Below are 22868 nucleotides of genomic sequence, written 5' to 3'. Positions count from 1 at the left end.
CGCATTTTTAAGAGGTTAGTGCTTGCTTTGTGCAAGCTCTTTTATCTTTTTTAGATAAATTCGGCCTCAAATTGCGACTTTTTCAAAAATTTAAGCTCTTTTTTTTTTTTTTTGATTTAATACTCGGTGCAATGATAATTTGATTCAAAAGGAAAAGCGATGAGAGTAACACAAAGCACCGTTAACGAATTTTTTGCCCTACCAGGCACGATATTTTCCATCCCTGTATACCAGAGAAACTACACTTGGGAAGAAGAAAATTGCGAAAAATTACTGCAAGATATTGTCAGTATTTCTCAAAACAAGAAAACGCATTTCATGGGTTCTATCACTTATATTTTGCATTTGATTGATGATGAAAAGAGCTTAAGACAACTGCAAGAATTTGTCATCATTGATGGGCAGCAAAGGATTACCACTATCATGCTTTTGCTTAAAGCCATAGAGACAAAGATACAAAATGAAGGGATAAAAAAAGAGATTGACGGATTACTCAATCTTACAGGATAAAGGCTGCGCCTAAAGCCCATTAAAAGCGACAAAGAAGCCTTTGATCTTGTCATGCAAAATCGATCGCATGAGATACAAGGAGAATCGCACATTGGGAAAAATTATAAATTTTTCATCAAAGAGCTTAAAAATTATATCAGCAAAGGGTATCGCATAGAAGAGATTTATGGCGCGTTTTTGCGGCTTAAAATCGTAGCCATAGGCTTAGAGCTAGGCGAAGACGATCCGCAAGTGGTGTTTGAAAGCATTAACGCTACCGGCGTGCAATTAAAAGGGCTGGATCTCATCCGCAACTATCTGATGATGGGGGAAAATTCTGACAGGCAGAAACATCTTTATGACACTTATTGGGTTCCTTTAGAAAATTGGCTTGGCGAAAAGGATTTGAATGAATTTATTCTAACCTATTTAAGAATCTATTTTGAAGATAAATTAAAAAAAGAAGAGCGTGAAGTGTATAACACGCTAAAAACCCATCATAGAAAAAATATCTCTGATGTAGAAGCCCTTATGAGCGATATGCGTGAATATGGCAGAATCTATCAAATCTTTTTAGACAGAGATCATTATTTTTTGCATCGTGGAGACCCGCAGCAGTTAGCGAATTTACGCTTGCGTATTAAGGATCTTGTGAAAATCCAATTTGGCGTGGCAAAGCCTTTTATTTTGCGTTGCGCCAGAGACTTTGAAGAAGGCAAATTGGATTATGAAAACTTCCATGAAATTTTGCAAATCCTTACCAGCTACTTCGTGCGCCGAAGCGTGTGCGGAAATTCTAACAATGCGCTCAATACAGTTCTTTATCCTTTATACAAACAGCTAGAATTATACAGAAAGCCAGAAAATGTTTCAGCCGATACGCTCAAGCGCTATCTGGGCAAGAGCATTGGTCAAATGGTATTTCCTAATGACGATCAAATTAAAGCGGCGTTTCTTGTGCGTAACGATTATTCAACAAATTATGTGTACAAATTCATCTTGCTTGAGATAGAAAAGCTAAGCAACGCCGAACCGCCAAGAGAAGAAAATTTAGAAGTGGAGCATTTCTACCCCCAAACCCCCACACAAGAATGGCGCGATGGGGTGGGGGATTATCTCACTTTTGAGCAAGATTACCTCCATAATTTTGGGAATCTAACTTTGAAGGAGAAAAATCAAAGGCTTGGCAACAAATCTTACGAGGCAAAAATAGAGCTTATGGAAAAATACAGCTCCTTGCATTTAAACGACTATTTCATCAATAACACCCATTCTTGGGGGATAGAGGAAGTGAGAGCCAGGAGCGAATATTTAGCGAATCAATTTTGTCAAGTGGGATTGTTTAAAGATTTGCCTAAAGAATACCGCACAAGAGAGCTTCATAAAACCCTTGATGATAACTTAACTTGTTATAAGTTTCAAAGCGTCAGACTCCCCAATAATGAGAAGCGTTCGGTAAAAAACGCTAAGGAATTAACTAGCGCTGTCATAGACTACTTGCTAGAAAATGCCAGAGAAGCCTTTGAAAGCTACATAGGCGATGTGTATCCAAGCTATATTTATTTGGATAAAGCAAAAGCGCAATTAAGGGATAGAGATGGCACTCTTGTTGTGCCTTTTGAAGAATACGGATTTTACTTTGTAAGCGGTGCGAATTTGCAAAATGTGGGCAGTAATCTTAAAGATCTCATCTTAGGCTGTGAGCTCAATCCCAGAGACTTTATTGTGTAACAAACAAGCCCCCAAAGAAATGGGGGGTTAAAAAAATTTTAAAATCACTTGCCAAAAGCTTGGCACAAATGCGTGGTGAGGGAGTTAAGATACTGCTCTACTTGGGGGTTTTTCATCACATCGTTGCAAATAAAAGTGGGCAACGCTGAAAGCCCTAAAAATTGGAACGCTTTATGCAAATGCAAATACACAACATCCACGCCCACCCCTTCAAAAAATTCACTAGGATCATTAAAGGCTTCAATGGGAGCGTTCCAGGTCAAGCTCAACATGTATTTTTTGCCTTGCATCAAGCCCCCTTTCCCGTAGTTTTTAGTGGGGTTTTGCGAACTCCTGCCATCGCTAGCGTAAAGCTTCCCATGCCCTGAAGTGAAGACTTCATCAATGTATTTTTTCACAATCCAAGGCTCGCCCATCCACCAGCCAGGCATTTGCCAAATCGTCGCATCAGCGCTAAAGAATTTCTCCACTTCTTGGCTCTTTTCATAGCCTTTATCCACGATCGTTGTATCCACTTCTAGCCCTAAAGATTCTAAAGTCTTTTTTGCATGGTCAGTCAAGGTTTCATTGAGTTTCCCTCCAGAATGCCCGAACGCTTTGCCTCCGTTAATGATGAGTACTTTTTTCATTTTGTTCCTTTTTTAATAAAATAGGGGGAAATTCTATCCAAATGAAACTTAATGTTAAAGAAATTCCTTTCATCTAAAATAAAAGTTAAAAAATAATCAATTGCCACTACATTATTTTTATTATGTTAAGATAATGAAAATTTCCAATTAAGGAGTGGTCATGTTCTACGATGAAAAAAAGACCTATCAAAAGATTGAAGAACGCCTTGAGATAGTCAGCTCGTTTAACGCTCACAACGAGCATAAAAACTTGCAAGACGAGTTTAAGGGTGCGGGCATTTCCAGGCGCGATTTGTTGAAGTGGGCGGGCATGATGAGCGCGACTTTAGCTTTGCCGGCTAGTTTTGCTCCCTTGACTTTGAAAGCGGTGGAGGTGGCTAACAGATTGCCTGTGATTTGGTTGCACATGGCAGAATGCACCGGTTGTAGCGAGAGCTTGTTAAGGAGTGCAGACCCCACCATTGATAGCATCATTTTTGATTACATCAACCTAGAATACCATGAGACCATCATGGTAGCGAGCGGTTTTCAAGCTGAAAAAAGCTTGCATGACGCCATAGAAAAGCATAAAAACAATTACATTTTAATGGTAGAAGGCGGTATTCCCCAAGGCACCGAATACTTCCTCACTCAAGGCCCGAACGCTGAAACAGGGGCTGAAGAGTGCAGAAAAGCCGCTCAATACGCAGCGGCTATTTTTGCCATAGGCACATGCTCCAGTTTTGGGGGCGTGCAAGCGGCTTACCCTAACCCCTCTAACGCGCAACCCTTGCATAAAATCATTGATAAACCCGTGATCAACGTTCCCGGTTGCCCACCTAGTGAAAAAAATATCGTGGGCAATGTGCTTTATTACTTGATGTTTGGGGCTCTTCCTAAATTAGATGCGTATAACCGCCCCTCTTGGGCTTATGGGAACAGGATCCATGATTTGTGCGAAAGGAGAGGGCATTTTGATGCGGGCGAATTTGTGGAGCATTTTGGCGATGAAAACGCTAAAAGGGGCTTTTGTTTGTATAAAATGGGCTGTAAAGGGCCTTACACTTTTAACAATTGCTCCAAACTCCGCTTCAATTCACACACTTCTTGGCCCATAGGTGCAGGGCATGGGTGCATAGGGTGTTCTGAGCCTAATTTTTGGGATACGATGAGTCCTTTTGAAGAGCCTTTAGCGAACCGCTCCATTAAAACCGCCTTTGACGGCTTAGGGGCTGATAAAGTAGCGGATAAAGTAGGCACGACTCTACTCAGCGCAACCGCTATTGGCATTGTCGCGCATGCGCTCCTTTCTAAAGCGATCAAAAACAAAGAGTAAGGGATTAACATGTCAAAAAAAATCGTAGTCGATCCTATCACTAGGATTGAGGGGCATTTAAGGATTGAAGTGATTGTAGATGATGATAATGTGATCACCGATGCGTTTTCTTCTTCGACGCTTTTTAGGGGACTAGAGACCATTATTAAAGGCAGAGACCCACGAGATGCAGGCTTTATCGCTCAAAGGATTTGTGGGGTATGCACTTATTCGCATTATAAGGCCGGTATCACAGCAGTAGAAAACGCTCTAGGCATCACCCCCCCATTAAACGCACAATTGGTGCGATCTTTGATGAACATGGCGTTGCTTTTTCATGACCATGTGGTGCATTTCTATACTTTGCATGGGCTTGATTGGTGCGATATTATGAGCGCTTTAAAAGCTGATCCCATTCAAGCGGCAAAACTTTCTTTCAAATACAGCCCTTATCCCATTAATACTGGTGCGGGCGAATTAAAAGCGGTTCAAAAACGCTTGAATGATTTCGCTAAAGGCGGATCTTTAGGGCCTTTCAGTAACGGCTATTACGGGCATAAAACCTATCGTTTAAGCCCAGAGCAAAATTTAATCGTCTTAAGCCACTACCTCAAGCTTTTAGAAATCCAAAGGGAAGCGGCGAAAATGACCGCTATTTTTGGGGCTAAACAACCTCACCCACAAAGCCTAACGGTGGGGGGTGTTACGAGTGTTATGGATATATTGGATCCGACGAGATTGGCGGAGTGGAAGAGCAAGTTTGAAGTGGTGGCCAATTTCATCAACCATGCTTACTACCCTGATTTGGTGATGGCAGGCGAAATGTTCGCTAACGAGCAATCCGTTATTAAAGGCTGTGGCTTAAGGAATTTTATCGCTTATGAAGAAGTGTTGCTCGGGAAGGATAAATACCTTTTGAGCAGTGGGGTGGTGCTTGATGGGGATATTTCTAAACTGCACCCCATTGATGAGAGTTTGATTAAAGAAGAGGTTACGCATTCTTGGTACCAATATGAAGACACTAAAGAGGTGCAACTCCACCCTTATGACGGGCAAACGAATCCGCATTATACCGGTTTAAAAGACGGCGAGAGCGTGGGGATTGAAAATAAAATAATCCCTGCTAAAGTGCTTGACACTAAAAATAAATATTCTTGGATCAAATCGCCCAGATACGACAGTAAGCCCATGGAGGTAGGCCCTTTAAGTTCCGTAGTGGTGGGTTTAGCGGCGAAAAACCCTTATGTTACTGAAGTGGCTACGAAGTTTTTAAAAGACACTAAACTGCCTTTAGAGGCGTTGTTTTCAACGCTTGGGCGAACAGCTGCAAGGTGTATTGAAGCTAAAACGATTGCTGATAATGGCCTTTTGGCGTTTGATGCGTTAGTGGAAAATCTAAAGAGCGATCAAAGCACTTGCGCTCCTTATCACATTGATAAAAATCAAGAATATAAAGGGCGCTACATTGGTCAAGTGCCAAGGGGCATGCTAAGCCATTGGGTGCGTATTAAAAACGGCGTGGTGGAAAATTACCAAGCGGTGGTGCCATCTACTTGGAATGCGGGGCCTAGAGATTCTCAAAATCAAAGGGGGGCTTATGAAATGAGCTTGATTGGCACTAAAATCGCTGATTTAACCCAGCCTTTAGAAATCATTAGGACTATCCATTCTTTTGACCCATGCATCGCATGCTCCGTGCATGTGATGGATTTTAAAGGGCAGTCTTTAAACGAGTTTAAAGTAGAGCCTAATTTCGCTAAATTCTAAAAAGGGTTACGCATGGATAAAATGAATAAGGTCGTTTTACACAAAGAATATTCAGGTTTTGTGCGCTTTTTCCATTGGGTTAGGGCTTTGAGTATTTTCGCTTTAATCGCTACAGGGTTTTACATCGCTTACCCTTTTTTGCAGCCTAATTCTAGTTTTTATAAAGGGGTGTATCTTTTACAAGCTTATGTGCGCTCTTTTCATGTCATGTTTGGGTTTTTGCTCATTAGCGCATTAATCTTTAGAACTTATCTTTTTTTCACTAAAGAAAGCTTAATGGAACGCAGGAGTTTCAGCCAACTTTTAAGCCCAAAAGCCTGGATAGATCAGATGAAAGCGTATTTTCTTATCAGCGGCAAACCCCACACTAAAGGAGCGTATAACCCTATCCAACTCGTGGCTTATTTCACTTTGGTTGTTTTGATCGTATTGATGAGTTTGAGCGGGATAGTGCTGTATTATAATGTCTATCATGCGGGGCTTGGGGCGTTTTTAGGGAGCGCTTTTAAGTGGTTTGAAGCGCTTTGTGGGGGGTTAGCGAATGTTCGTTTTATCCACCACTTAGCGACTTGGGGGTTTATTTTGTTTGTCCCTGTGCATGTTTATATGGTGTTTTTCCATTCTATCCGGTATGATAGTTCAGGGGCGGATTCTATGATTAATGGTTATGGTTATACCAAAGAATGAGTCAAAAAATTTTAATTCTAGGCATTGGCAATATCCTTTTTGGCGATGAAGGGATTGGGGTGCATCTAGCCCACTACCTTAAAAAGAATTTTTCTTTTTTCCCTAGCGTGGATATTGTGGATGGGGGGACTATGGCTCAGCAACTCATTCCTTTAATCACTTCGTATGAAAAGGTTTTGATTTTGGATTGCGTGAGCGCTAAAGGCGTTGAGATAGGATCAGTCTATGCCTTTGATTTTAAGGACGCTCCTAAAGAAATCACATGGGCTGGGAGCGCGCATGAAGTGGAGATGCTGCACACTTTAAGGCTCACGGAGTTTTTAGGGGATTTACCTAAAACTTTTATCGTGGGGCTTGTGCCTTTTGTGATAGGGAGCGAGACCACTTTCAAGCTTTCAAGCGAAATGTTAAACGCTTTAGAAACAGCCTTAAAAGCCATAGAAACCCAACTCAACGCATGGGGAGTTAAAATGCAACGCATTGATCATATCGCCCTAGATTGTATCGCTGAACTCTCTTATAAGGGTTTTTGAATTGGCGTTTGTCTTTCTTTTTAAATGTGTTAATGAAGAGACGAATCTCATTTTTACGCCCCTTTTAGAGCAAATGGCATGCAATTTGCAAGCGCGTTTTTATAGCGTTTATAAGGATAATACGGCTTCTTTCTACCTCCAAGCGAGTGCTGAGATTACTTTAGGGTTCGCGCAAAAATTAAGCGAGATCTTGCCCTTTTCTTTAGATTTTAGCTTTTTGTCTTTAAAGGAAATCACAGAGCCTTTAGATGAAAATCTTTTCCAAACAACAAGCCTTTCAAAGCCCCTTTTTATGAACGCTAAAGAGCATCAAGATTTTTTAGATAAAAACGCATCTTTGTATGCCAATGCGTTGGGTTTTGTCAAAAACACCGCTTTTAAGGGGGCTATAATCCATAGCCCTAAAGAGCTTATAGGTTGTTTAACCCAATTAAAAGAGGCGCTTAAAACGCAAGATTGTATCCCTGTTCACACTTCTAGGGGGGCATTATCCCTTTCTTTAAAAAATCCCTCTTCAAGCGTTATTTTTAGCGATCTTTCTAGCGTTTTGAGCTGCACTAAATTGCCTTTAGAGGACGCTAAATATTTAGCCAGTTTGGAAAAACCCTCTATCAAAGCCCCATTAAAAAGCGTGTTTAAGGACACTTTTAAAAACGATGAAATCATAGCCCAACTACCCTTTGACCCCATATTGAATTTATTGTGCCGTATTTTACAAGATGAGGGTATAGAATTTGTTTTTATGCATGCAAATGATCCACAAGAAGCGCTTTTATATTATGAAACGCTTTTTAGAACCCCTAAACGCTTGATCACACCCACTAAAAAATTCGTGTTAGAAAACAACCTTTCTGCCATTCCCTTTAAAGATGAATTAGAGTTTTTAAGCACAACCCAAAATTCTATCGTTTTGTATCTCAGTTTCAAGCGCCCTACAAGGTTGTTATTGCATGCTAATGGTTCTTTAAAAACGCTTTTAAGCGTCAGTTTTGATTTCAATCAAATATTTAACACCCTCAAACAAGATGAAAAAGCCTCCAGAATGCTACAAAACTACGCTACTAAATTCCCTGATTTTTACGCGCGCATTGTAGAGCTTTCTAAATACAATCTAGGGGGCGCGAATTTATTGGATTTTTTTTGCATTTTAGGGTTTGTTTTGGGTTATAGCGAGGATTTTTGCGCGCAGAGCGTTATTTCTTTGGCTAAAGAATGCTTACGCCCTAAAGGCCCTAGGATTGATTATAAAATCCTTAAAGACGATTCTTTGAAAATGGCTTTAAACTTTTCAAAGATCATGCACAGCGCGATGAGTTTCAGGCTCGCAGGCGTGGAAAATGAAATTTTGAGTTTGGGGATTTTGGATTCTTTAGCGGAGTTTTTAGGGAATTTCATTTGGGATAACGCGCAAAATTTTAGCGTCCAAGAAGTAACGATCGTTGGGGATTTCTTTGGCGAAAAAGTGTTTTTGGATTTGTTTGTGCAATATTTCCCCAAAACCCTTGCTCTTAAAGTGCATGCGTTTTTGGATTATGAATAAGGGCTTAAAAGCGGATGTGCATCATCAACCCGCCGTCCATGTATTGGGTTTTTTTGCTTTTAGTCCTTTCAAAATAAGGTCCAAAAGACAGAGCTTTATTGAAATTAACAATCGGCACGCTCACCCCTTCAGCGATATTGTTTTTAGCGAGTTGTTTGTAAAACTTTTTGTCGCTTTTTTTATGGCTTTTAAGGTTAGGGTTTTTTTCTAAATCTATGCCTTCTAAAGCGCTATTTTTAGTGAAATCATAAAGCTTTTTGTCGTTTTTAGCCTCGGTTTCTGATCCATGGTTTTTATGGAATTTGTAAAAATTTTTACTGCTTTTTTTTTCGCTTTTAGTTTCGGTTTCTAAATCCGCTGCGAACGTGCTACTATAAGCCACAAACGATACAAGAAATAAACTTTTAATTATACGCATAAGATCTCCTCTGATATAGCCTTCCTTTATCACGCCACCATAGCATGTTAGAATAAACTAATCAATAAAAAGCGTAAGGGAAGTATCCAGGCGCTCCATACCCATAAGGCCCATAAGGCATAAGACCTGACCCATAAGGCATGAAACCATAGGGCATGTAATAATAGGGCATGTAATAGCCTCCATACATCCCGTTTTGCATGGGCGAATTGAGATTATCCACTGAATTGTAAAAGCCGTTTAAAGAGCCATAAGCGTTATAATTAGTGAAACGATTGATTAAAGGCGTGGTGCGCGCATCAATAGTGGCGTTTTCTTGCTGGATGGCGCTTTCTTCTCTAGCGACTTCTTGGGCTTTGGTCTCTTTGGGATCTTTAACCAACACTTCTTCTATAGGCACATTCGCCCCACAAGCGCTTAACAGATAGGCTAAAAAGCCGGTGTTTAAAAAAAGAATGATTTTAGAGAGGTGAGCGGATTGGTGGGGTAAAAAAGTTTTATTGTTTTGATGCATGGGATTTCCTAAATTTTAAAAATAACCAAAGATTAACATGTTTTTAATTTAATATTCATTAAGCGGTGGTTTTGTGGCTATTTCATTATTTTAATTGCGCTTTTCATTAAAACCCAATCGCTAAAATCTCATTTTTATGATAAAATACCTAATCATAATATCAAATCTTAAACCAAAGAAAAATAAAGAAAAACCATGAAAAAAGCTCTCTTACTAACTCTCTCTCTCTCTTTGGCTCCACGCTGAAAGGAACGGGTTTTATTTAGGTTTAAATTTTCTAGAAGGAAGCTATATTAAAGGACAAGGCAGCATCGGCAAAAAAGCTTCAGCAGAAAACGCCTTAAATGAAGTGATCAATAACGCAAAAAATTCATTATTCCCCGAACAAAACACAAAAGCCATAAGAGATGTGCAAAACGCCTTAAATGCAGTGAAAGATTCAAACAAAATCGCTAGCCGATTCGCAGGAAATGGCGGATCGGGCGGTCTTTTCAATGAACTCAGCTTTGGGTATAAATATTTTTTGGGTAAAAAAAAGATTATAGGGTTTAGGCACTCTCTCTTTTTCGGTTACCAAGTTGGTTATATGGGTGGTTTAATTGCTTTTTTACCCTATGGTTTTGATACCGATTTGCTCATTAATTTGTGGAAAAACGATGATCTAGATAAGCGACATTCCTCAACAGACTATATCGTCAAACGCTCTTCTGGGTTTGTTATTGGCGTGAACATAGGGGCTAGCACTTGGCTTTCTCCTGCTACTACGGCTATTTTTCAATTTCAAGGGAAATTTGGCGTTCGTTGGAATCGTGATAAATATCATGCTGGAAGGTATCTTGGGGGTTCTAGCGTGGAATTAGGGGTTAAAGTGCCAGCTTTTGGTGTCTATGATAATACTATTAGAAGAGTGGTGAGTGGTTATCTCAATTATACATATACATTTAAAGGGCATTAAAAACATGCTTTTTACCGCTCTTTGATTACTTATCTTAAGCCATGCTTTTGAGCATTTTTAGCTTTATTGAAACAAAGCCTTAGTTTGAAACTCTTCATAGCCTTTTTTTCTCAGTTGGCATGCCGGGCATTCACCGCAGCCATAGCCATAAGCATGCAAAATTTTTCGCTCTCCTTGATAGCAGGTGTGCGTTTCTTTGATAATCAAATCCAAAGCCCCTAAATCTTTAGCCATTTGAAATTCTTGCGCTTTATTCAAAAACATTAAAGGCGTTAGGATTTTAATCGCCGTGTTTGATCCTAAATTTAGGGCATATTCAATGCTTTTAATAAAATCTTCTTTACAATCCGGATAGCCGCTAAAATCCGCTTGCGAAACCCCTAAAGCGATGTTACTAGCCCCTATTTTTTGCGCGTAAGAATGCAAAAGGGTGATAAAAATGGCGTTACGATTAGGCACAAAAGAGTTGGGTAAATCTTTATTTTGCGCATGCGAATGCCCCATTAAATCGTTAGAGTTTTTAAAAAGCGCGGAGCGGGTGATATTTTCTAAAAAATCTAATGAGATGATTTCATAAGGGAGTTGTAAAAGAGAAGCGATTTTTTGAGCGCATTCTAATTCCACGGAGTGTTTTTGCGCGTAATCAAACCCCACTAAATAGACTTTTTTAAAACGCTTTTTCGCCCATACGGCTAAAGTGGTGCTGTCTTGCCCACCGCTAAAACTGATCACGCAAATTTCTTGTCCCATCAACATTCCTTAAAAATTCTAAAAAGATATAATAACACAAAGAAATTTTAAGAGCAAAAAGCGTGTTTGAGTTAAATACAGAATTAAAAGAATTGTTTGATATTTATGAAAAATCCCCTTATGAGCTTTACTTGGTAGGGGGGTGCGTGCGCGATTGTTTGATGGGCATTACCCCAAAAGATTACGATTTAACCTCAAACGCTTTAGTGAATGAAAGTAAAGAGCTTCTTTTAAAGCGCCATTTTAGGGTGCTAGAAACCGGCATCAAACATGGCACGATCACGGCTCTTAAAAACCATCAGAGCTATGAAATCACAACTTTTAGAATTGAAAAAGGGCATATCAAGCACCGAAAGCCTAAAGAATTGGTTTTTAGCGCTCATTTAACAGACGATTTAAAGCGGCGCGATTTTAGCATGAACGCGATCGCTTATAGCCCTACAAAAGGGATTATTGATCCTTTTAAAGGGCAGAATGCGATTAGAAATCAAGTGATTGAATGCGTGGGGGAAGCGCGATTAAGGTTTTTTGAAGACGCTTTAAGGATTTTAAGAGCGTTACGATTTAGCGCGACTTTAGGCTTTAAGATAGCGCCAAGCACTAAAGAAGCGGTTTTTGCGTGTAAGGATTTGTTAAAACACCTTTCTAAAGAGCGCTTACAAAGCGAATTGAATAAGCTTCTTATGGGGAAAAACGCCTATGAAGTGGCCAAAGAATATCAAGAAATTTTGGAGTTGGTTACTCAAGAAAAAATAGAAAATTTAGGGTTTTTAAAAAACGCGCCTTTCAATCTGGAATTAAGATTATTGGGGTTTTTTAAGCATCAAAAAAGTTTGGAAAATTTACGCTACCCTAAAAAAACTTGTGTTTTATTTTCAAAAGCTAAAGAATGCCACAAAGCTTTTTTAAATATTCATAACAAAACAGAGTTAAAATTTTTATTGAAAAACCACGATTTAGAGCCTTTTAATTTGGCTTTAGATTTTTATGCGCTAGAAAACCCCAAACACGCTTTAAAAATTAAAGGCTTGTTAAAAGAAATCTTTGATTCTAACGAGCCTTTTAAAAAAGAACACCTAGCCCTTAAGGGCGGCGCGCTTCAAAGCTTGGGCTACCAACACCAAAAAATCAGCGAAATTTTAAACGCATGCTTAGATTTAGTCATCGCTAACCCTAAAAATAACGCTTTAGAATGGCTGATTGAATGGGTTAAGGGTCATTATTTACCTAATGATGCTATAAACCTTTCGCCAATAGGCAGAAAAAATTAAAAACAGAGAAAACATGATAACGATGAATGCGATTCAATGGCCTAAGAAATGGATTCCAGGAGAGACTGATAATTTTGTGTCTAATGAAGTCATTGTCAAAGGTTTGGATTTTAATAAAGTGGTGCAGCATTTAAGAGATGCGTCTTGTTGGGAAAAGTATTACAAAAATTCAGGGAATTTCCATGTGTATCATCAAGACAATGCCATTCTTAAAGACAAGACTCGTTTCCGCTTTGAAACTTTTGGCTTTCTCATTGAAGCGCAAGTGGAAGAGTTTGAATTGAAAGACACCATACTGCGTTTGGCTTGGAGAGGTTGGAATGAAGCTAAAGGCGATGAATATCTTGAAGCCTATCACGCATGGCTAGTTGAAAAATTAGATAATGATCGTGTGCGTATTCTAACCCAAGAAACTCAGTTAGGAGTCCCTGCTAAAGCTTTAGCGGAATCTGTGCCTAATGTGATGCTAAACGGCCATCAAGCTTGGTTAGATGGTTTAGTGGCGTATTCACGCTAATAAGTGAGGATTAAATGAAAATCGGATGGATTGGACTAGGGGCTATGGGGACTCCTATGGCAACTCGTTTGCATGATGCAAATTTAGAAGTGTCGGTTTATAACCGAACAGAGAGCAAAGCAGCCTCCTTAAAAGAAAAGGGCGTAGCGGTTTATACTAACCCTATAGATTTAGCCGCTAAAGTTGATCTGATTTTTATCATGCTTTCGGATAAAACGGCGATTGATGCTGTTTTAGTGCCAAAATTTTGGGAACAGATGTCTGAAAAAATCGTAGTCAATATGAGCACCATCGCTCCTTTGGAAAGCTTGGCTTTGGAAAAAATCGCTCAAAAGCATCAAGTAACTTACCTTGAAGCACCCGTTTCAGGATCGGTTGGCACGGCTAAAGCTGGGGCGTTATTGATTTTAGCAGCCGGTAATGAAGAAGTGATCACTCAACTCAAACCTGTTTTGGCGCATTTGGGGAGTCAAACCTTTTATTTGGGTAAGATTGGTCAAGGGGCAGGGGCTAAATTATCCATTAATAGCCTTTTGGCTCAAATGGGGGTTGCTTATTCAGAAGCTTTGCTATTAGTCAAACATTTAGGGGTTGATGCAGAGTTGTTTTTACAAATTATTGGCCAATCTGGCATGAATTCGCCTCTCTTTCAAGCTAAAAAAGGCATGTGGCTACAAGACAATTATCCGGCCGCTTTCAGTTTGAAACTCATGCTCAAAGACATTCGTTTAGCTAACAATGAAGCAGGAGAGGCGATTGAATTGCCATTCTTATTCAAGGCGCAAGAACTTTATTCTCAAGCGGAAAAATCCGGTTTAGGCGAAATGGATATGGCAGCCGTTTATCATTATTTAGAAAAAGGAGAACATTAAAATGGACAGAGAACAAGTGATTGCTTTACAGCACCAACGATTTGCTACAAAAAAATACGATCCTAATCGTCGTATTTCACAAAAGGATTGGGAAGCTTTGGTTGAAGTGGGGAGGTTAGCCCCTTCTTCAATCGGGCTTGAGCCATGGAAAATGCTTTTATTAAAAAATGAACGCATGAAAGAAGATTTAAAACCGATGGCCTGGGGGGGGCTTTCTAGCTTGGAGGGAGCGAGCCATTTTGTCATTTATCTTGCGCGAAAAGGCGTTACTTATGACAGCGATTATGTTAAGAAAGTGATGCATGAGGTTAAAAAAAGGGATTATGATTCTAATTCAAGGTTCGCTCAAATCATCAAAAATTTCCAAGAGAACGATTTTAAACTCAATAGCGAACGATCTTTGTTTGATTGGGCTAGCAAGCAGACTTATATCCAAATGGCAAACATGATGATGGCAGCGGCCATGTTAGGGATTGATTCTTGCCCGATTGAAGGGTATGATCAAGAAAAAGTGGAGGCTTATTTAGAGGAAAAAGGCTATCTGAACACGGCAGAATTTGGCGTGTCGGTAATGGCTAGTTTTGGTTATCGTAACCAAGAAATCACCCCTAAAACCCGCTGGAAGACAGAAGTTATTTATGAAGTGATTGAATAAAAAACGCTTTTAGCTTTTTGATAATCAATCATAAAGAGCTTGGCGTTAGCCAAGCGCTAATCTCTTGAATAATGCCTATTCATGTTTGATAAAACAGAACTACCACAATATAATTAAGTATTCTTTAGGTATAATCAAAAACTATTTTTAAATAAAGGGTTTTTATGCTTCGTTTTGCGCCTTCGCCTACAGGGGATATGCACATAGGGAATTTAAGGGCAGCCATTTTTAACTACATTGTGGCTAAACAGCAACATAAACCCTTTCTCATCCGCATTGAAGACACGGACAAGGAGCGTAACATTGAAGGCAAAGACCGAGAAATTTTAGAGATTTTAAAGCTTATGGGGATAAGCTGGGACAAGCTCGTGTATCAAAGCCATAACATAGATTATCACAGAGAAATGGCAGAAAAATTACTGAAAGAACATAAAGCGTTTTATTGTTATGCGAGCGCGGAGTTTTTAGAAAGAGAAAAAGAAAAAGCCAAAAATGAAAAACGCCCTTTCAGGTATTTAGACGAGTGGGCCACTTTAGAAAAAGACAAGAACCATGCCCCTGTGGTGCGTTTGAAAGCCCCAAATCATGCGGTGTCTTTCAATGATGCGATTAAAAAAGAAGTGAGATTTGAGCCTTATGAATTGGATTCTTTTGTGCTTTTGAGAAAAGATAAAAGCCCGACTTATAATTTCGCTTGCGCATGCGATGATTTGCTTTATAAAATCAGTCTGATCATTAGAGGCGAAGATCATGTGAGCAACACTCCTAAACAAATCTTAATCCAAGAAGCTTTAGGCTCAAACGATCCGATTGTTTATGCGCATTTGCCCATTATTCTAGATGAAGTAAGCGGTAAAAAGATGAGCAAAAGAGACGAAGCGTCCAGCGTGAAATGGCTTTTGAATCAAGGGTTTTTGCCGGTTGCGATTGTGAATTACCTCATCACTATCGGTAATAAAGTGCCTAAGGAAGTTTTTAGCCTTGATGAAGCGATAGAATGGTTTAGTTTAGAAAATCTTTCCAGTTCCCCGGCTCATTTTAATTTGAAATATTTAAAACACTTAAACCACGAGCATTTAAAGCTTTTAGACGATGAAAAATTATTAGAACTCACTTCAATAAAAGATAAAAACCTCCTAGGGCTTTTAAGATTGTTTATAGAAGAATGTGGCACGCTTTTAGAATTGAAAGAAAAAATTTCGTTGTTTTTAGAGCCAAAAGATATTGCTAAAACTTATGAAAATGAAGATTTTAAAGAGCGTTGTTTAGCGCTTTTTAACGCTCTAAAAAGCATGGATTTTCAAGCGTATAAGGATTTTGAAAGTTTTAAAAAAGAAGCCATGCGATTAAGCCAGCTTAAGGGTAAGGATTTTTTCAAACCTTTGCGCATCCTTTTGACCGGGAACTCGCATGGCGTTGAATTGCCTTTGATTTTCCCCTATATCCAAAGCCATTATCAAGAAGTTTTAAGGCTCAAAGCATGATCTTTTCTACCCTTATTAATGCGATAGCGGTGATTTTAAGCTCGCTCCTTACGATTTATATGTGGGTGGTGATCATTTATTCGCTTATCAGTTTTGTGCAGCCTAACCCCAATAACCCCATCATGCAAATTCTCGCTCGCTTGTGTGAGCCGGTGTTTTATTTTTTACGCTCTAAATTCAAGCTGGTGTTTAACGGGTTGGATTTCGCTCCTTTAGTGGTGGTCATTGTTTTGAAATTTTTAGATTTGACCCTCATTCAGTGGCTTTTCATGCTCGCCAAAAGCCTTTAAAGAAAATAACCGCATGCGTTTTTTTATTTTATTTTTTATCGGTGCGCTTGGCGTTGGTTTTTCTCAAACTGAGTTGAGTTTAAAAGATTTAGAAAAAAAGCCCGCCGGGATCGTTAGGGATTATTATTTATGGCGTTATATTAGCGATAAAAAAACCACTTTAGAAAACGCTAAAAAAGCCTATGAATTGACTCAAAATAAAAACAACGCCCTACAAAAGGCCATGCAAGAAAAAGGCTCAGACGATTCAGAAAAAAGCCCTGATGTGAAATTGCCTGAAGATATTTATTGCAAGCAAATCACTTTAGAAAGCATTCTAGAAGAAACAGACACTTTCCAAAATAGCTGTATCGCTATCGCTTTAAAATCAAAAATCAGAGATTTTGATAAAATCCCCCTTCAAACCCTTAAGCCCTTACAAATTAAAATCAAAGAGGCTTACCCCGTTCTCTATGAAGAATTAGAAATTTTGCAAAGTAAGCATGTGAGCGCTTCTTTGTTTAAGGCTAACGCGCAAGTGTTTAGCGCGCTTTTCAATCATTTGAGTTATGAAAAAAAGCTCCAAATTTTTGAAAAGCATATCCCTATTAAAGAGTTAAACCGCCTTTTAGATGAAGATTACCCGGCGTTTAACCGCTTGATCTATCAGGTTATTTTAGATCCTAAATTGGATCATTTTAAAGACGCTCTGGCTAAAAGTAACGCCACCCACAGCAATGCGCAAACCTTTTTTATCCTAGGGATCAATGAAATCTTGTGCAAAAAACCCTCTAAAGCGCTCAAGTATTTTGAACGATCTGAAGAGGTTGTCAAAGACGATGATTTTTCAAAAAACAGAGCGGTTTTTTGGCAGTATTTAGTCTCTAAAAAGAAAAAAACTTTAGAACGCCTTTCACAAAGCCCTGCCCTAAACCTCTATAGTCTTTATGCAAACCGCAAACTCCAAACCACGCCCAGTTATCGCATCATTTCTCACATTCAAAATTTAAGCCAAGAAGATCCTCCTTTTAACACTTACGATCCTTTTTCGTGGCAAATTTTTAAGGAAAAAACCTTGAGTTTGAAAGATGAGGGCGCGTTTAATGCGATGCTAAAAAGCTTGTATTATGAAAAAAGCGCTCCTGAATTGACCTATCTTTTAAGCCAACGCAATAAAGACAATACTTATTATTACTTATCCCCTTATGAGGGCATTATTGAGTGGCAAAATGTTGATGAAAGGGCGATGGCGTATGCGATCGCTAGGCAAGAAAGTTTCTTGCTCCCGGCTTTAATCTCTCGCTCCTTTGCTCTAGGGCTTATGCAAATCATGCCCTTTAATGTAGGGCCTTTCGCTAAAAGCCTTGGCATGGATAATGTTGATCTAAACGACATGTTTAACCCCAATATCGCCCTCAAATTTGGTAATTATTACTTGAACCATTTGAAAAAAGAATTCAACCACCCCCTTTTTGTCGCCTACGCTTATAACGCTGGGCCTGGGTTTTTAAGGAGGTGGCTAGAAAGCTCCAAACGATTTAAAGAAAAAAATCATTTTGAGCCATGGCTTAGCATGGAGCTTATGCCTTATAGCGAGACTCGCATGTATGGCTTTAGGGTCATGCTCAATTACTTGATTTATCAAGAAATTTTTGGGAATTTCATCCCTATTGATGCGTTTTTAGAACAAACTCTTACAAAGGACAAACCATGATTAAAAAATGCCTTTTTCCTGCCGCTGGCTATGGCACGCGCTTTTTGCCGATCACTAAAACCATTCCTAAAGAAATGCTGCCCATTGTGGATAAGCCTTTAATCCAATACGCTGTAGAAGAAGCGATGGAAGCGGGCTGTGAAGTGATGGCGATCGTTACAGGCAGGAATAAACGAAGCTTAGAAGATTATTTTGACACCAGCTATGAAATAGAGCATCAAATCCAAGGCACCAACAAAGAAAACGCCCTAAAAAGCATTCGTAACATTATAGAAAAATGCTGTTTTTCCTATGTGCGCCAAAAGCAAATGAAAGGCTTAGGGCATGCGATTTTAACCGGAGAAGCCCTCATAGGCAATGAGCCTTTTGCGGTGATTTTAGCCGATGACTTATGTATAAGCCATGAGTATCCCAGCGTGTTAAAGCAAATGATTTCATTGTATCAAAAATACCAATGCTCTATTGTCGCCATTGAAGAAGTGGCGCTAGAAGAAGTTTCAAAATACGGCGTGATTAGGGGCGAATGGTTAGAAGAAGGGGTGTATGAGATCAAAGACATGGTGGAAAAACCAAGCCAAGAAGACGCCCCAAGCAATCTAGCCGTGATAGGGCGCTACATTCTAACCCCGGATATTTTTGAAATTTTAAGCGAGACGCAACCGGGCAAAAACAATGAAATCCAAATCACAGACGCCTTACGCGCTCAAGCCAAAAGAAAGCGCATCATCGCTTACCAGTTCAAAGGCAAACGATACGACTGCGGGAGCGTGGAAGGCTATATTGAAGCGAGTAACGCCTATTATAAAAAACGCTTATAAATCTTATCAACATGGGCAATTTGACTTATTACGCTTACATGTATTTGATTCTCTTTGTGTGCTTGCTCCCTGTGTTATTGGTGGGGCTTGTTTGGAGGCTTACTCGCCCTCCCTTAAAGCAAGAAATGCCCAATAAAAGCCTCTCTTTAGAAAATTTGAGCGAACAAATCAAAAACCTTAAAAGCGCGCCAGCTTTAGAAAAACTTAAAAACAGCTTCAATGAGCGTTTTAAAATTTGCCCCAAAGATAAAGAAACTCTGTGGCTAGAAACGATCCAAAATTTAGTCGCTTCAGAATTTTTTGAATTAGAAGACGCTATTAATTTTGGACAAGAATTAGAAAACGCTAACCCTAGTCATGCGCAAAAAATCGCTAACGCTACCGGCTTAGCCCTTAAGAATAAAAAAGAAAAAGGATAGAATTGGATTTTTTAGAGATTGTAGGACAAGTCCCTTTAAAAGGGGGGGTAGAAATTTCAGGGGCGAAAAACTCCGCGCTCCCCATTTTAGCCGCCACGCTTTTAAGCCAACAAGAAGTCAAAATCAAATCTTTGCCCCAAGTGGTGGATATAAAAGCGATGGCGTTATTGTTGCAAAATTTAGGCGCAGAACTAGAATGGCTCAATCCTCACACGCTTCAAATCAGTGCCAAATCCCTGAGCCACACCGAAGCCACTTACGATTTGGTGCGTAAAATGCGCGCTTCCATTTTGGTTTTAGGCCCTTTATTAGCGCGCTTTAAAGAATGCTTAGTGAGTTTGCCCGGTGGGTGCGCTATAGGAGCAAGGCCAGTGGATTTACACCTAAAAGCGATGCAACAATTAGGGGCTGAAATCAAAATTGAGCAAGGCTATATCCATGCAAAAGCCCCTAAAGGCTTGAAAGGCAATGATATTTTATTTGATAAAATCAGCGTTACAGGCACAGAAAACGCTCTCATGGCAGCCAGTCTTGCCAAAGGGATCACGCGCATCATTAACGCCGCTAAAGAGCCAGAAATCGCTCAATTGTGCGCGTTTTTACAGAGTGGGGGGGTAGAAATTGAGGGCGTTGGCAGTAGTGAGTTAAAGATTAGGGGGGTAGAAAATGACGCTTTGAATTTAAAAGATATTCAAATCATACCCGATAGGATTGAAGCAGGCACTTATTTATGCGTGGGGGCTATCACTAACAGCCAGCTTAAAGTCAATCATATCATCCCTAACCATCTTCAAGCGATTACGGACAAGCTCATAGAAATTGGTTTTTCGCTAAACATTCAAGAAAATTCTATAGAAATTTATCCGGCCAAAAAACGCCAAGCCTTTGAAATCACCACGAAAGAATACCCGGGCTTTCCCACAGACATGCAAGCGCAATTCATGGCGTTAGCCACGCAGTGTTTGGGGACGAGCGTGATTGAAGAAACGCTTTTTGAAAACCGCTTCATGCATGCAAGCGAATTGCAACGCTTGGGGGCTAATATCAGCCTAAAAACGAATGTGGCTACCATTAGCGGATCCACAGAGCTTACCGGAAGCGATGTGATGGCGACCGATTTAAGGGCTTCTTCGGCTCTCATTTTAGCCGCCTTAGTGGCTAAGGGTGTGAGTAGGGTGCATAGGATTTACCACTTGGATAGGGGTTATGAGAGATTGGAGGATAAAATCAACGCCTTAGGGGCAAAAGTTGCGCGCTTAAAAGAAAAATAATCCAAGATTTGGTTACAATAGCTAGAATATTTTTCAATTATTACATAAGGAGCTTTTATGCGTATTGAGCATGATTTCATTGGGCAAATGGAAATTAGCGACGAGGTTTATTATGGGATTCAGACTTTAAGAGCGAGTGAAAATTTTTTCATCACCAACGACAAGCTTTGCAGTTATCCTGTTTTTATCAAATCTTTCGCTCAAGTCAAAAAAGCGGCTGCTCTAGCGAACGCGCAATTAGGCTTGATTGATGAAAAGCTTAAAATTGCCATTTGCCATGCATGCGATTTGTTGGTTGATGGTAAATACCACGATCAATTCATTGTGGATATGATTCAAGGGGGGGCTGGCACAAGCACGAACATGAACATGAACGAAGTCATTGCTAATTTGGCTTTAGAATACATGGGGCATCAAAAGGGCGAGTATCAATTTTGCCATCCAAACGACCATGTCAACCGCTCTCAATCCACCAATGACGCTTATCCTAGCGCGTTAAAAATTGCGATTTATGAGCGCTTGAGTAATTTAGTCGCTCCCATGAAGGCTTTAAGGGACGCTTTCGCTCAAAAAGCTAAGGAATTCGCTCATGTGATTAAAATGGGGCGCACCCAGCTTCAAGACGCTGTGCCTATGACTTTAGGGCAAGAATTTGAAACTTATGCCTTGATGGTTGATAGGGATATTGAGCAGGTTTTAGACGCTAGGAATTGGGTAAGAGAGCTTAATTTAGGCGGCACAGCGATTGGCACAGGGATCAATTCGCATCCGGATTATCGCAGTTTGATTGAAAAGAAAATCCAAGAAGTAACGGGTCGCCCCTTTGTCATGGCTAACAACTTGATAGAAGCCACTCAAAGCACGGGGGCGTATGTGCAAGTGAGTGGGGTGTTAAAGCGTATTGCAGTGAAACTTTCTAAGGTTTGTAACGATCTCAGACTGCTCAGCTCAGGCCCTAGAGCCGGGTTGAATGAAATCAATTTGCCTAAAATGCAACCGGGTAGCTCTATTATGCCCGGTAAAGTCAATCCGGTGATCCCTGAAGTGGTCAATCAAGTGTGCTTTGCGGTGATCGGGAATGATTTGAGCGTGGCGTTAGCCGCAGAAGGAGGGCAATTGCAGCTCAATGTGTTTGAGCCGGTTATCGCTTACAAGCTCTTCCATTCCTTTGTGATTTTAGGGCGTGCGATTGAAACCTTGACGACTAAATGCGTGGAAGGCATCACGGCTAATGAAAAGATTTGCCATGATTATGTCTTCAACAGCATTGGTATCGTTACCGCACTCAACCCGCATATCGGCTATGAAAAATCCGCTATGATCGCTAAAGAAGCTTTAAAAAGCGATCGCTCTATCTATGATATCGCTTTAGAAAAGAAAATCTTAACTAAAGAGCAACTGGACGATATTTTCAAGCCAGAAAACATGCTAAGCCCTCATGCTTTCAAAAAGCATAAAGACTGAACGCTTTGCAACATTCACGCTTTCAAACTTTGCGCTCCCTTTATATGGAGCGTCTTTTGGGCGAAACTTACACGAATATTAATCTTACAAAACCCCAAAACAAACCCCTTAACAAACAAGTTTATGAGGGCATAGAAAATTGCAATCTGTGCAAACGCCATCAAAATTCAAAACCGGTGGTTGGGCTTTTTAACGCTCAATCTAAGATCACTTTTATCACGCTCACCCCCATGCTGGATAGCCAATTACATTTCTTAAACAATTTAAAAGCGGCCATGTTAGAGAGCATTATCCAAAAGGTTTTTAACTACCCCTTAAAAGATTGCAGTATTTTATCGCTCCTTAAATGCGACTCTAACAGCCTTAATCTAGAAGAAGAAATCAACGCATGCCTGCCTCATTTAACATGGCAATTAGACAACAGCGCTTCAAAAGTCATTATCGTATTTGGCGAGATTTTGCCCAAACGCCTTTTAAACCTTTCTAAAGAAGAATCCTTTGGGCGCATCGTGTCTTTAAAAACCAAACATTTTTTAAGCACCCATGCTTTAGAGGACATGCTCAAAAACCCTACGCTCAAAAAAGAAGCGTTAGCGCATTTTAAAATAGCGCTCCAGTTTCTTAATCAGTCTTAAAATGTGCCTTATTTTTTAACCCATCTCCTTATGGTGCGCAACAAAGGTAAGGATTTTTGATAAGCTTTGCGATAGATTTTAAAAGTGGTGTTTTGAGAGAGTTCCAATAAAGGCGAGGCGTTTTGTAAAAGCCGGTCATAATTGGCTCTCAAATCATCATAATTAACCCTCA

22 protein-coding genes and 2 pseudogenes are annotated in these 22868 nt (G+C 39.9%); 19 read left to right on the top strand and 5 right to left on the bottom strand.

Annotated features, from left to right (window positions below):
- Nucleotides 1-159: 159 nt before the first annotated feature.
- Nucleotides 160-2220: pseudogene (locus EAL87_RS05715) on the top strand (DUF262 domain-containing protein).
- 44 nt (nucleotides 2221-2264) lie between these two features.
- On the opposite strand, the gene mdaB reads toward EAL87_RS05715, so the two are convergent.
- Nucleotides 2265-2849 carry an NADPH:quinone oxidoreductase MdaB gene (gene mdaB / locus EAL87_RS05710; protein WP_120913606.1) on the bottom strand — a complete coding sequence of 195 codons (585 nt, stop codon included), beginning with the start codon at nucleotides 2847-2849 and terminating at the stop codon, nucleotides 2265-2267.
- Nucleotides 2850-3009: 160 nt separating this feature from the next.
- Here mdaB and EAL87_RS05705 point away from each other — a divergent pair, with 160 nt between their 5' ends.
- The 5 genes from EAL87_RS05705 to hydE are packed head-to-tail and all read left to right on the top strand — an operon-like array spanning nucleotide 3010 to nucleotide 8670.
- Nucleotides 3010-4164 (top strand): hydrogenase 1 small subunit, encoded by a 1155-nt coding sequence (locus EAL87_RS05705; RefSeq protein ID WP_000499057.1) that lies wholly within the window; start codon nucleotides 3010-3012, stop codon nucleotides 4162-4164.
- 9 nt (nucleotides 4165-4173) lie between these two features.
- Complete coding sequence (locus EAL87_RS05700; RefSeq protein ID WP_000038046.1) at nucleotides 4174-5910, top strand: nickel-dependent hydrogenase large subunit; 1737 nt, start codon at nucleotides 4174-4176, stop codon at nucleotides 5908-5910.
- A gap of 12 nt (nucleotides 5911-5922) precedes the next feature.
- A complete protein-coding gene (gene cybH / locus EAL87_RS05695; protein ID WP_108528862.1) occupies nucleotides 5923-6597 on the top strand; it encodes a Ni/Fe-hydrogenase, b-type cytochrome subunit in 675 nt (224 codons plus the stop codon).
- On the top strand, nucleotides 6594-7130 hold the full coding sequence (gene hydD, locus EAL87_RS05690; protein ID WP_120913604.1) for a hydrogenase biosynthesis protein HydD: 537 nt from the start codon (nucleotides 6594-6596) through the stop codon (nucleotides 7128-7130). Before cybH ends, hydD begins: the two co-directional genes overlap by 4 nt.
- Nucleotide 7131: 1 nt before the next feature.
- Nucleotides 7132-8670: a hydrogenase biosynthesis protein HydE gene (gene hydE / locus EAL87_RS05685; RefSeq protein ID WP_120913602.1), complete on the top strand. Its 1539-nt coding sequence runs from the start codon at nucleotides 7132-7134 to the stop codon at nucleotides 8668-8670.
- A 4-nt stretch (nucleotides 8671-8674) separates the two neighbouring features.
- On the opposite strand, the gene EAL87_RS05680 is transcribed toward hydE, so the two are convergent.
- Nucleotides 8675-9121: a hypothetical protein gene (locus tag EAL87_RS05680; protein ID WP_120913600.1), complete on the bottom strand. Its 447-nt coding sequence runs from the start codon at nucleotides 9119-9121 to the stop codon at nucleotides 8675-8677.
- Nucleotides 9122-9149: 28 nt separating this feature from the next.
- The gene (locus EAL87_RS05675) at nucleotides 9150-9602 is read right to left on the bottom strand and encodes a hypothetical protein (RefSeq protein ID WP_000554062.1); all 453 of its coding nucleotides are present in this window, start codon (nucleotides 9600-9602) and stop codon (nucleotides 9150-9152) included.
- A 349-nt stretch (nucleotides 9603-9951) separates the two neighbouring features.
- Between EAL87_RS05675 and EAL87_RS05670 the strand changes: the two genes are divergently transcribed.
- Nucleotides 9952-10557: an outer membrane beta-barrel protein gene (locus tag EAL87_RS05670; protein ID WP_423750103.1), complete on the top strand. Its 606-nt coding sequence runs from the start codon at nucleotides 9952-9954 to the stop codon at nucleotides 10555-10557.
- Nucleotides 10558-10620: 63 nt separating this feature from the next.
- On the opposite strand, the gene queC is transcribed toward EAL87_RS05670, so the two are convergent.
- On the bottom strand, nucleotides 10621-11307 hold the full coding sequence (gene queC / locus EAL87_RS05665) for a 7-cyano-7-deazaguanine synthase QueC (RefSeq protein WP_120913598.1): 687 nt from the start codon (nucleotides 11305-11307) through the stop codon (nucleotides 10621-10623).
- Nucleotides 11308-11369: 62 nt separating this feature from the next.
- Here queC and EAL87_RS05660 point away from each other — a divergent pair, with 62 nt between their 5' ends.
- From EAL87_RS05660 to EAL87_RS05610, 12 genes are all read left to right on the top strand, one after another.
- Complete coding sequence (locus EAL87_RS05660) at nucleotides 11370-12578, top strand: CCA tRNA nucleotidyltransferase (protein ID WP_162972655.1); 1209 nt, start codon at nucleotides 11370-11372, stop codon at nucleotides 12576-12578.
- 13 nt (nucleotides 12579-12591) lie between these two features.
- Nucleotides 12592-13095: an SRPBCC family protein gene (locus EAL87_RS08070; protein ID WP_162972653.1), complete on the top strand. Its 504-nt coding sequence runs from the start codon at nucleotides 12592-12594 to the stop codon at nucleotides 13093-13095.
- 14 nt (nucleotides 13096-13109) lie between these two features.
- Entirely contained in the window at nucleotides 13110-13967 is an 858-nt protein-coding gene (locus tag EAL87_RS05655) for an NAD(P)-dependent oxidoreductase (RefSeq protein WP_120913596.1), read from the top strand.
- Between the two features lies 1 nt (nucleotide 13968).
- A complete protein-coding gene (gene frxA, locus EAL87_RS05650) occupies nucleotides 13969-14622 on the top strand; it encodes an NAD(P)H-dependent flavin oxidoreductase FrxA (RefSeq protein ID WP_120913594.1) in 654 nt (217 codons plus the stop codon).
- 164 nt (nucleotides 14623-14786) lie between these two features.
- Nucleotides 14787-16106, top strand: a complete 1320-nt coding sequence (gene gltX, locus EAL87_RS05645; protein ID WP_120913592.1) for a glutamate--tRNA ligase — start codon at nucleotides 14787-14789, stop codon at nucleotides 16104-16106.
- A complete protein-coding gene (locus EAL87_RS05640; RefSeq protein ID WP_023527106.1) occupies nucleotides 16103-16396 on the top strand; it encodes a YggT family protein in 294 nt (97 codons plus the stop codon). Before gltX ends, EAL87_RS05640 begins: the two co-directional genes overlap by 4 nt.
- A gap of 13 nt (nucleotides 16397-16409) precedes the next feature.
- On the top strand, nucleotides 16410-18089 hold the full coding sequence (locus EAL87_RS05635; RefSeq protein WP_120913590.1) for a lytic transglycosylase domain-containing protein: 1680 nt from the start codon (nucleotides 16410-16412) through the stop codon (nucleotides 18087-18089).
- Complete coding sequence (gene galU / locus EAL87_RS05630) at nucleotides 18086-18907, top strand: UTP--glucose-1-phosphate uridylyltransferase GalU (protein ID WP_120913588.1); 822 nt, start codon at nucleotides 18086-18088, stop codon at nucleotides 18905-18907. Before EAL87_RS05635 ends, galU begins: the two co-directional genes overlap by 4 nt.
- Before the next feature lie 11 nt (nucleotides 18908-18918).
- Nucleotides 18919-19326, top strand: a complete 408-nt coding sequence (locus EAL87_RS05625) for a hypothetical protein (RefSeq protein ID WP_120883966.1) — start codon at nucleotides 18919-18921, stop codon at nucleotides 19324-19326.
- Nucleotides 19327-19328: 2 nt separating this feature from the next.
- Nucleotides 19329-20597, top strand: a complete 1269-nt coding sequence (murA, locus tag EAL87_RS05620; protein WP_120913586.1) for a UDP-N-acetylglucosamine 1-carboxyvinyltransferase — start codon at nucleotides 19329-19331, stop codon at nucleotides 20595-20597.
- Between the two features lie 57 nt (nucleotides 20598-20654).
- The gene (gene aspA / locus EAL87_RS05615) at nucleotides 20655-22061 is read left to right on the top strand and encodes an aspartate ammonia-lyase (RefSeq protein WP_001217501.1); all 1407 of its coding nucleotides are present in this window, start codon (nucleotides 20655-20657) and stop codon (nucleotides 22059-22061) included.
- A 44-nt stretch (nucleotides 22062-22105) separates the two neighbouring features.
- On the top strand, nucleotides 22106-22696 hold the full coding sequence (locus EAL87_RS05610; protein ID WP_120913647.1) for a uracil-DNA glycosylase family protein: 591 nt from the start codon (nucleotides 22106-22108) through the stop codon (nucleotides 22694-22696).
- 8 nt (nucleotides 22697-22704) lie between these two features.
- Here the strand turns inward: EAL87_RS05610 and EAL87_RS08245 are convergent.
- Nucleotides 22705-22868 (bottom strand): annotated as a pseudogene (locus tag EAL87_RS08245) (glycosyltransferase family 10 domain-containing protein); the annotation flags it as partial.

The sequence above is a fragment of the Helicobacter pylori genome (assembly GCF_003636935.1).
Lineage (GTDB): Bacteria > Campylobacterota > Campylobacteria > Campylobacterales > Helicobacteraceae > Helicobacter > Helicobacter pylori_CH.
The sequence above is the reverse complement of the archived record's forward strand: the minus strand, read 5'-3'. Positions and strand labels throughout refer to the sequence as shown.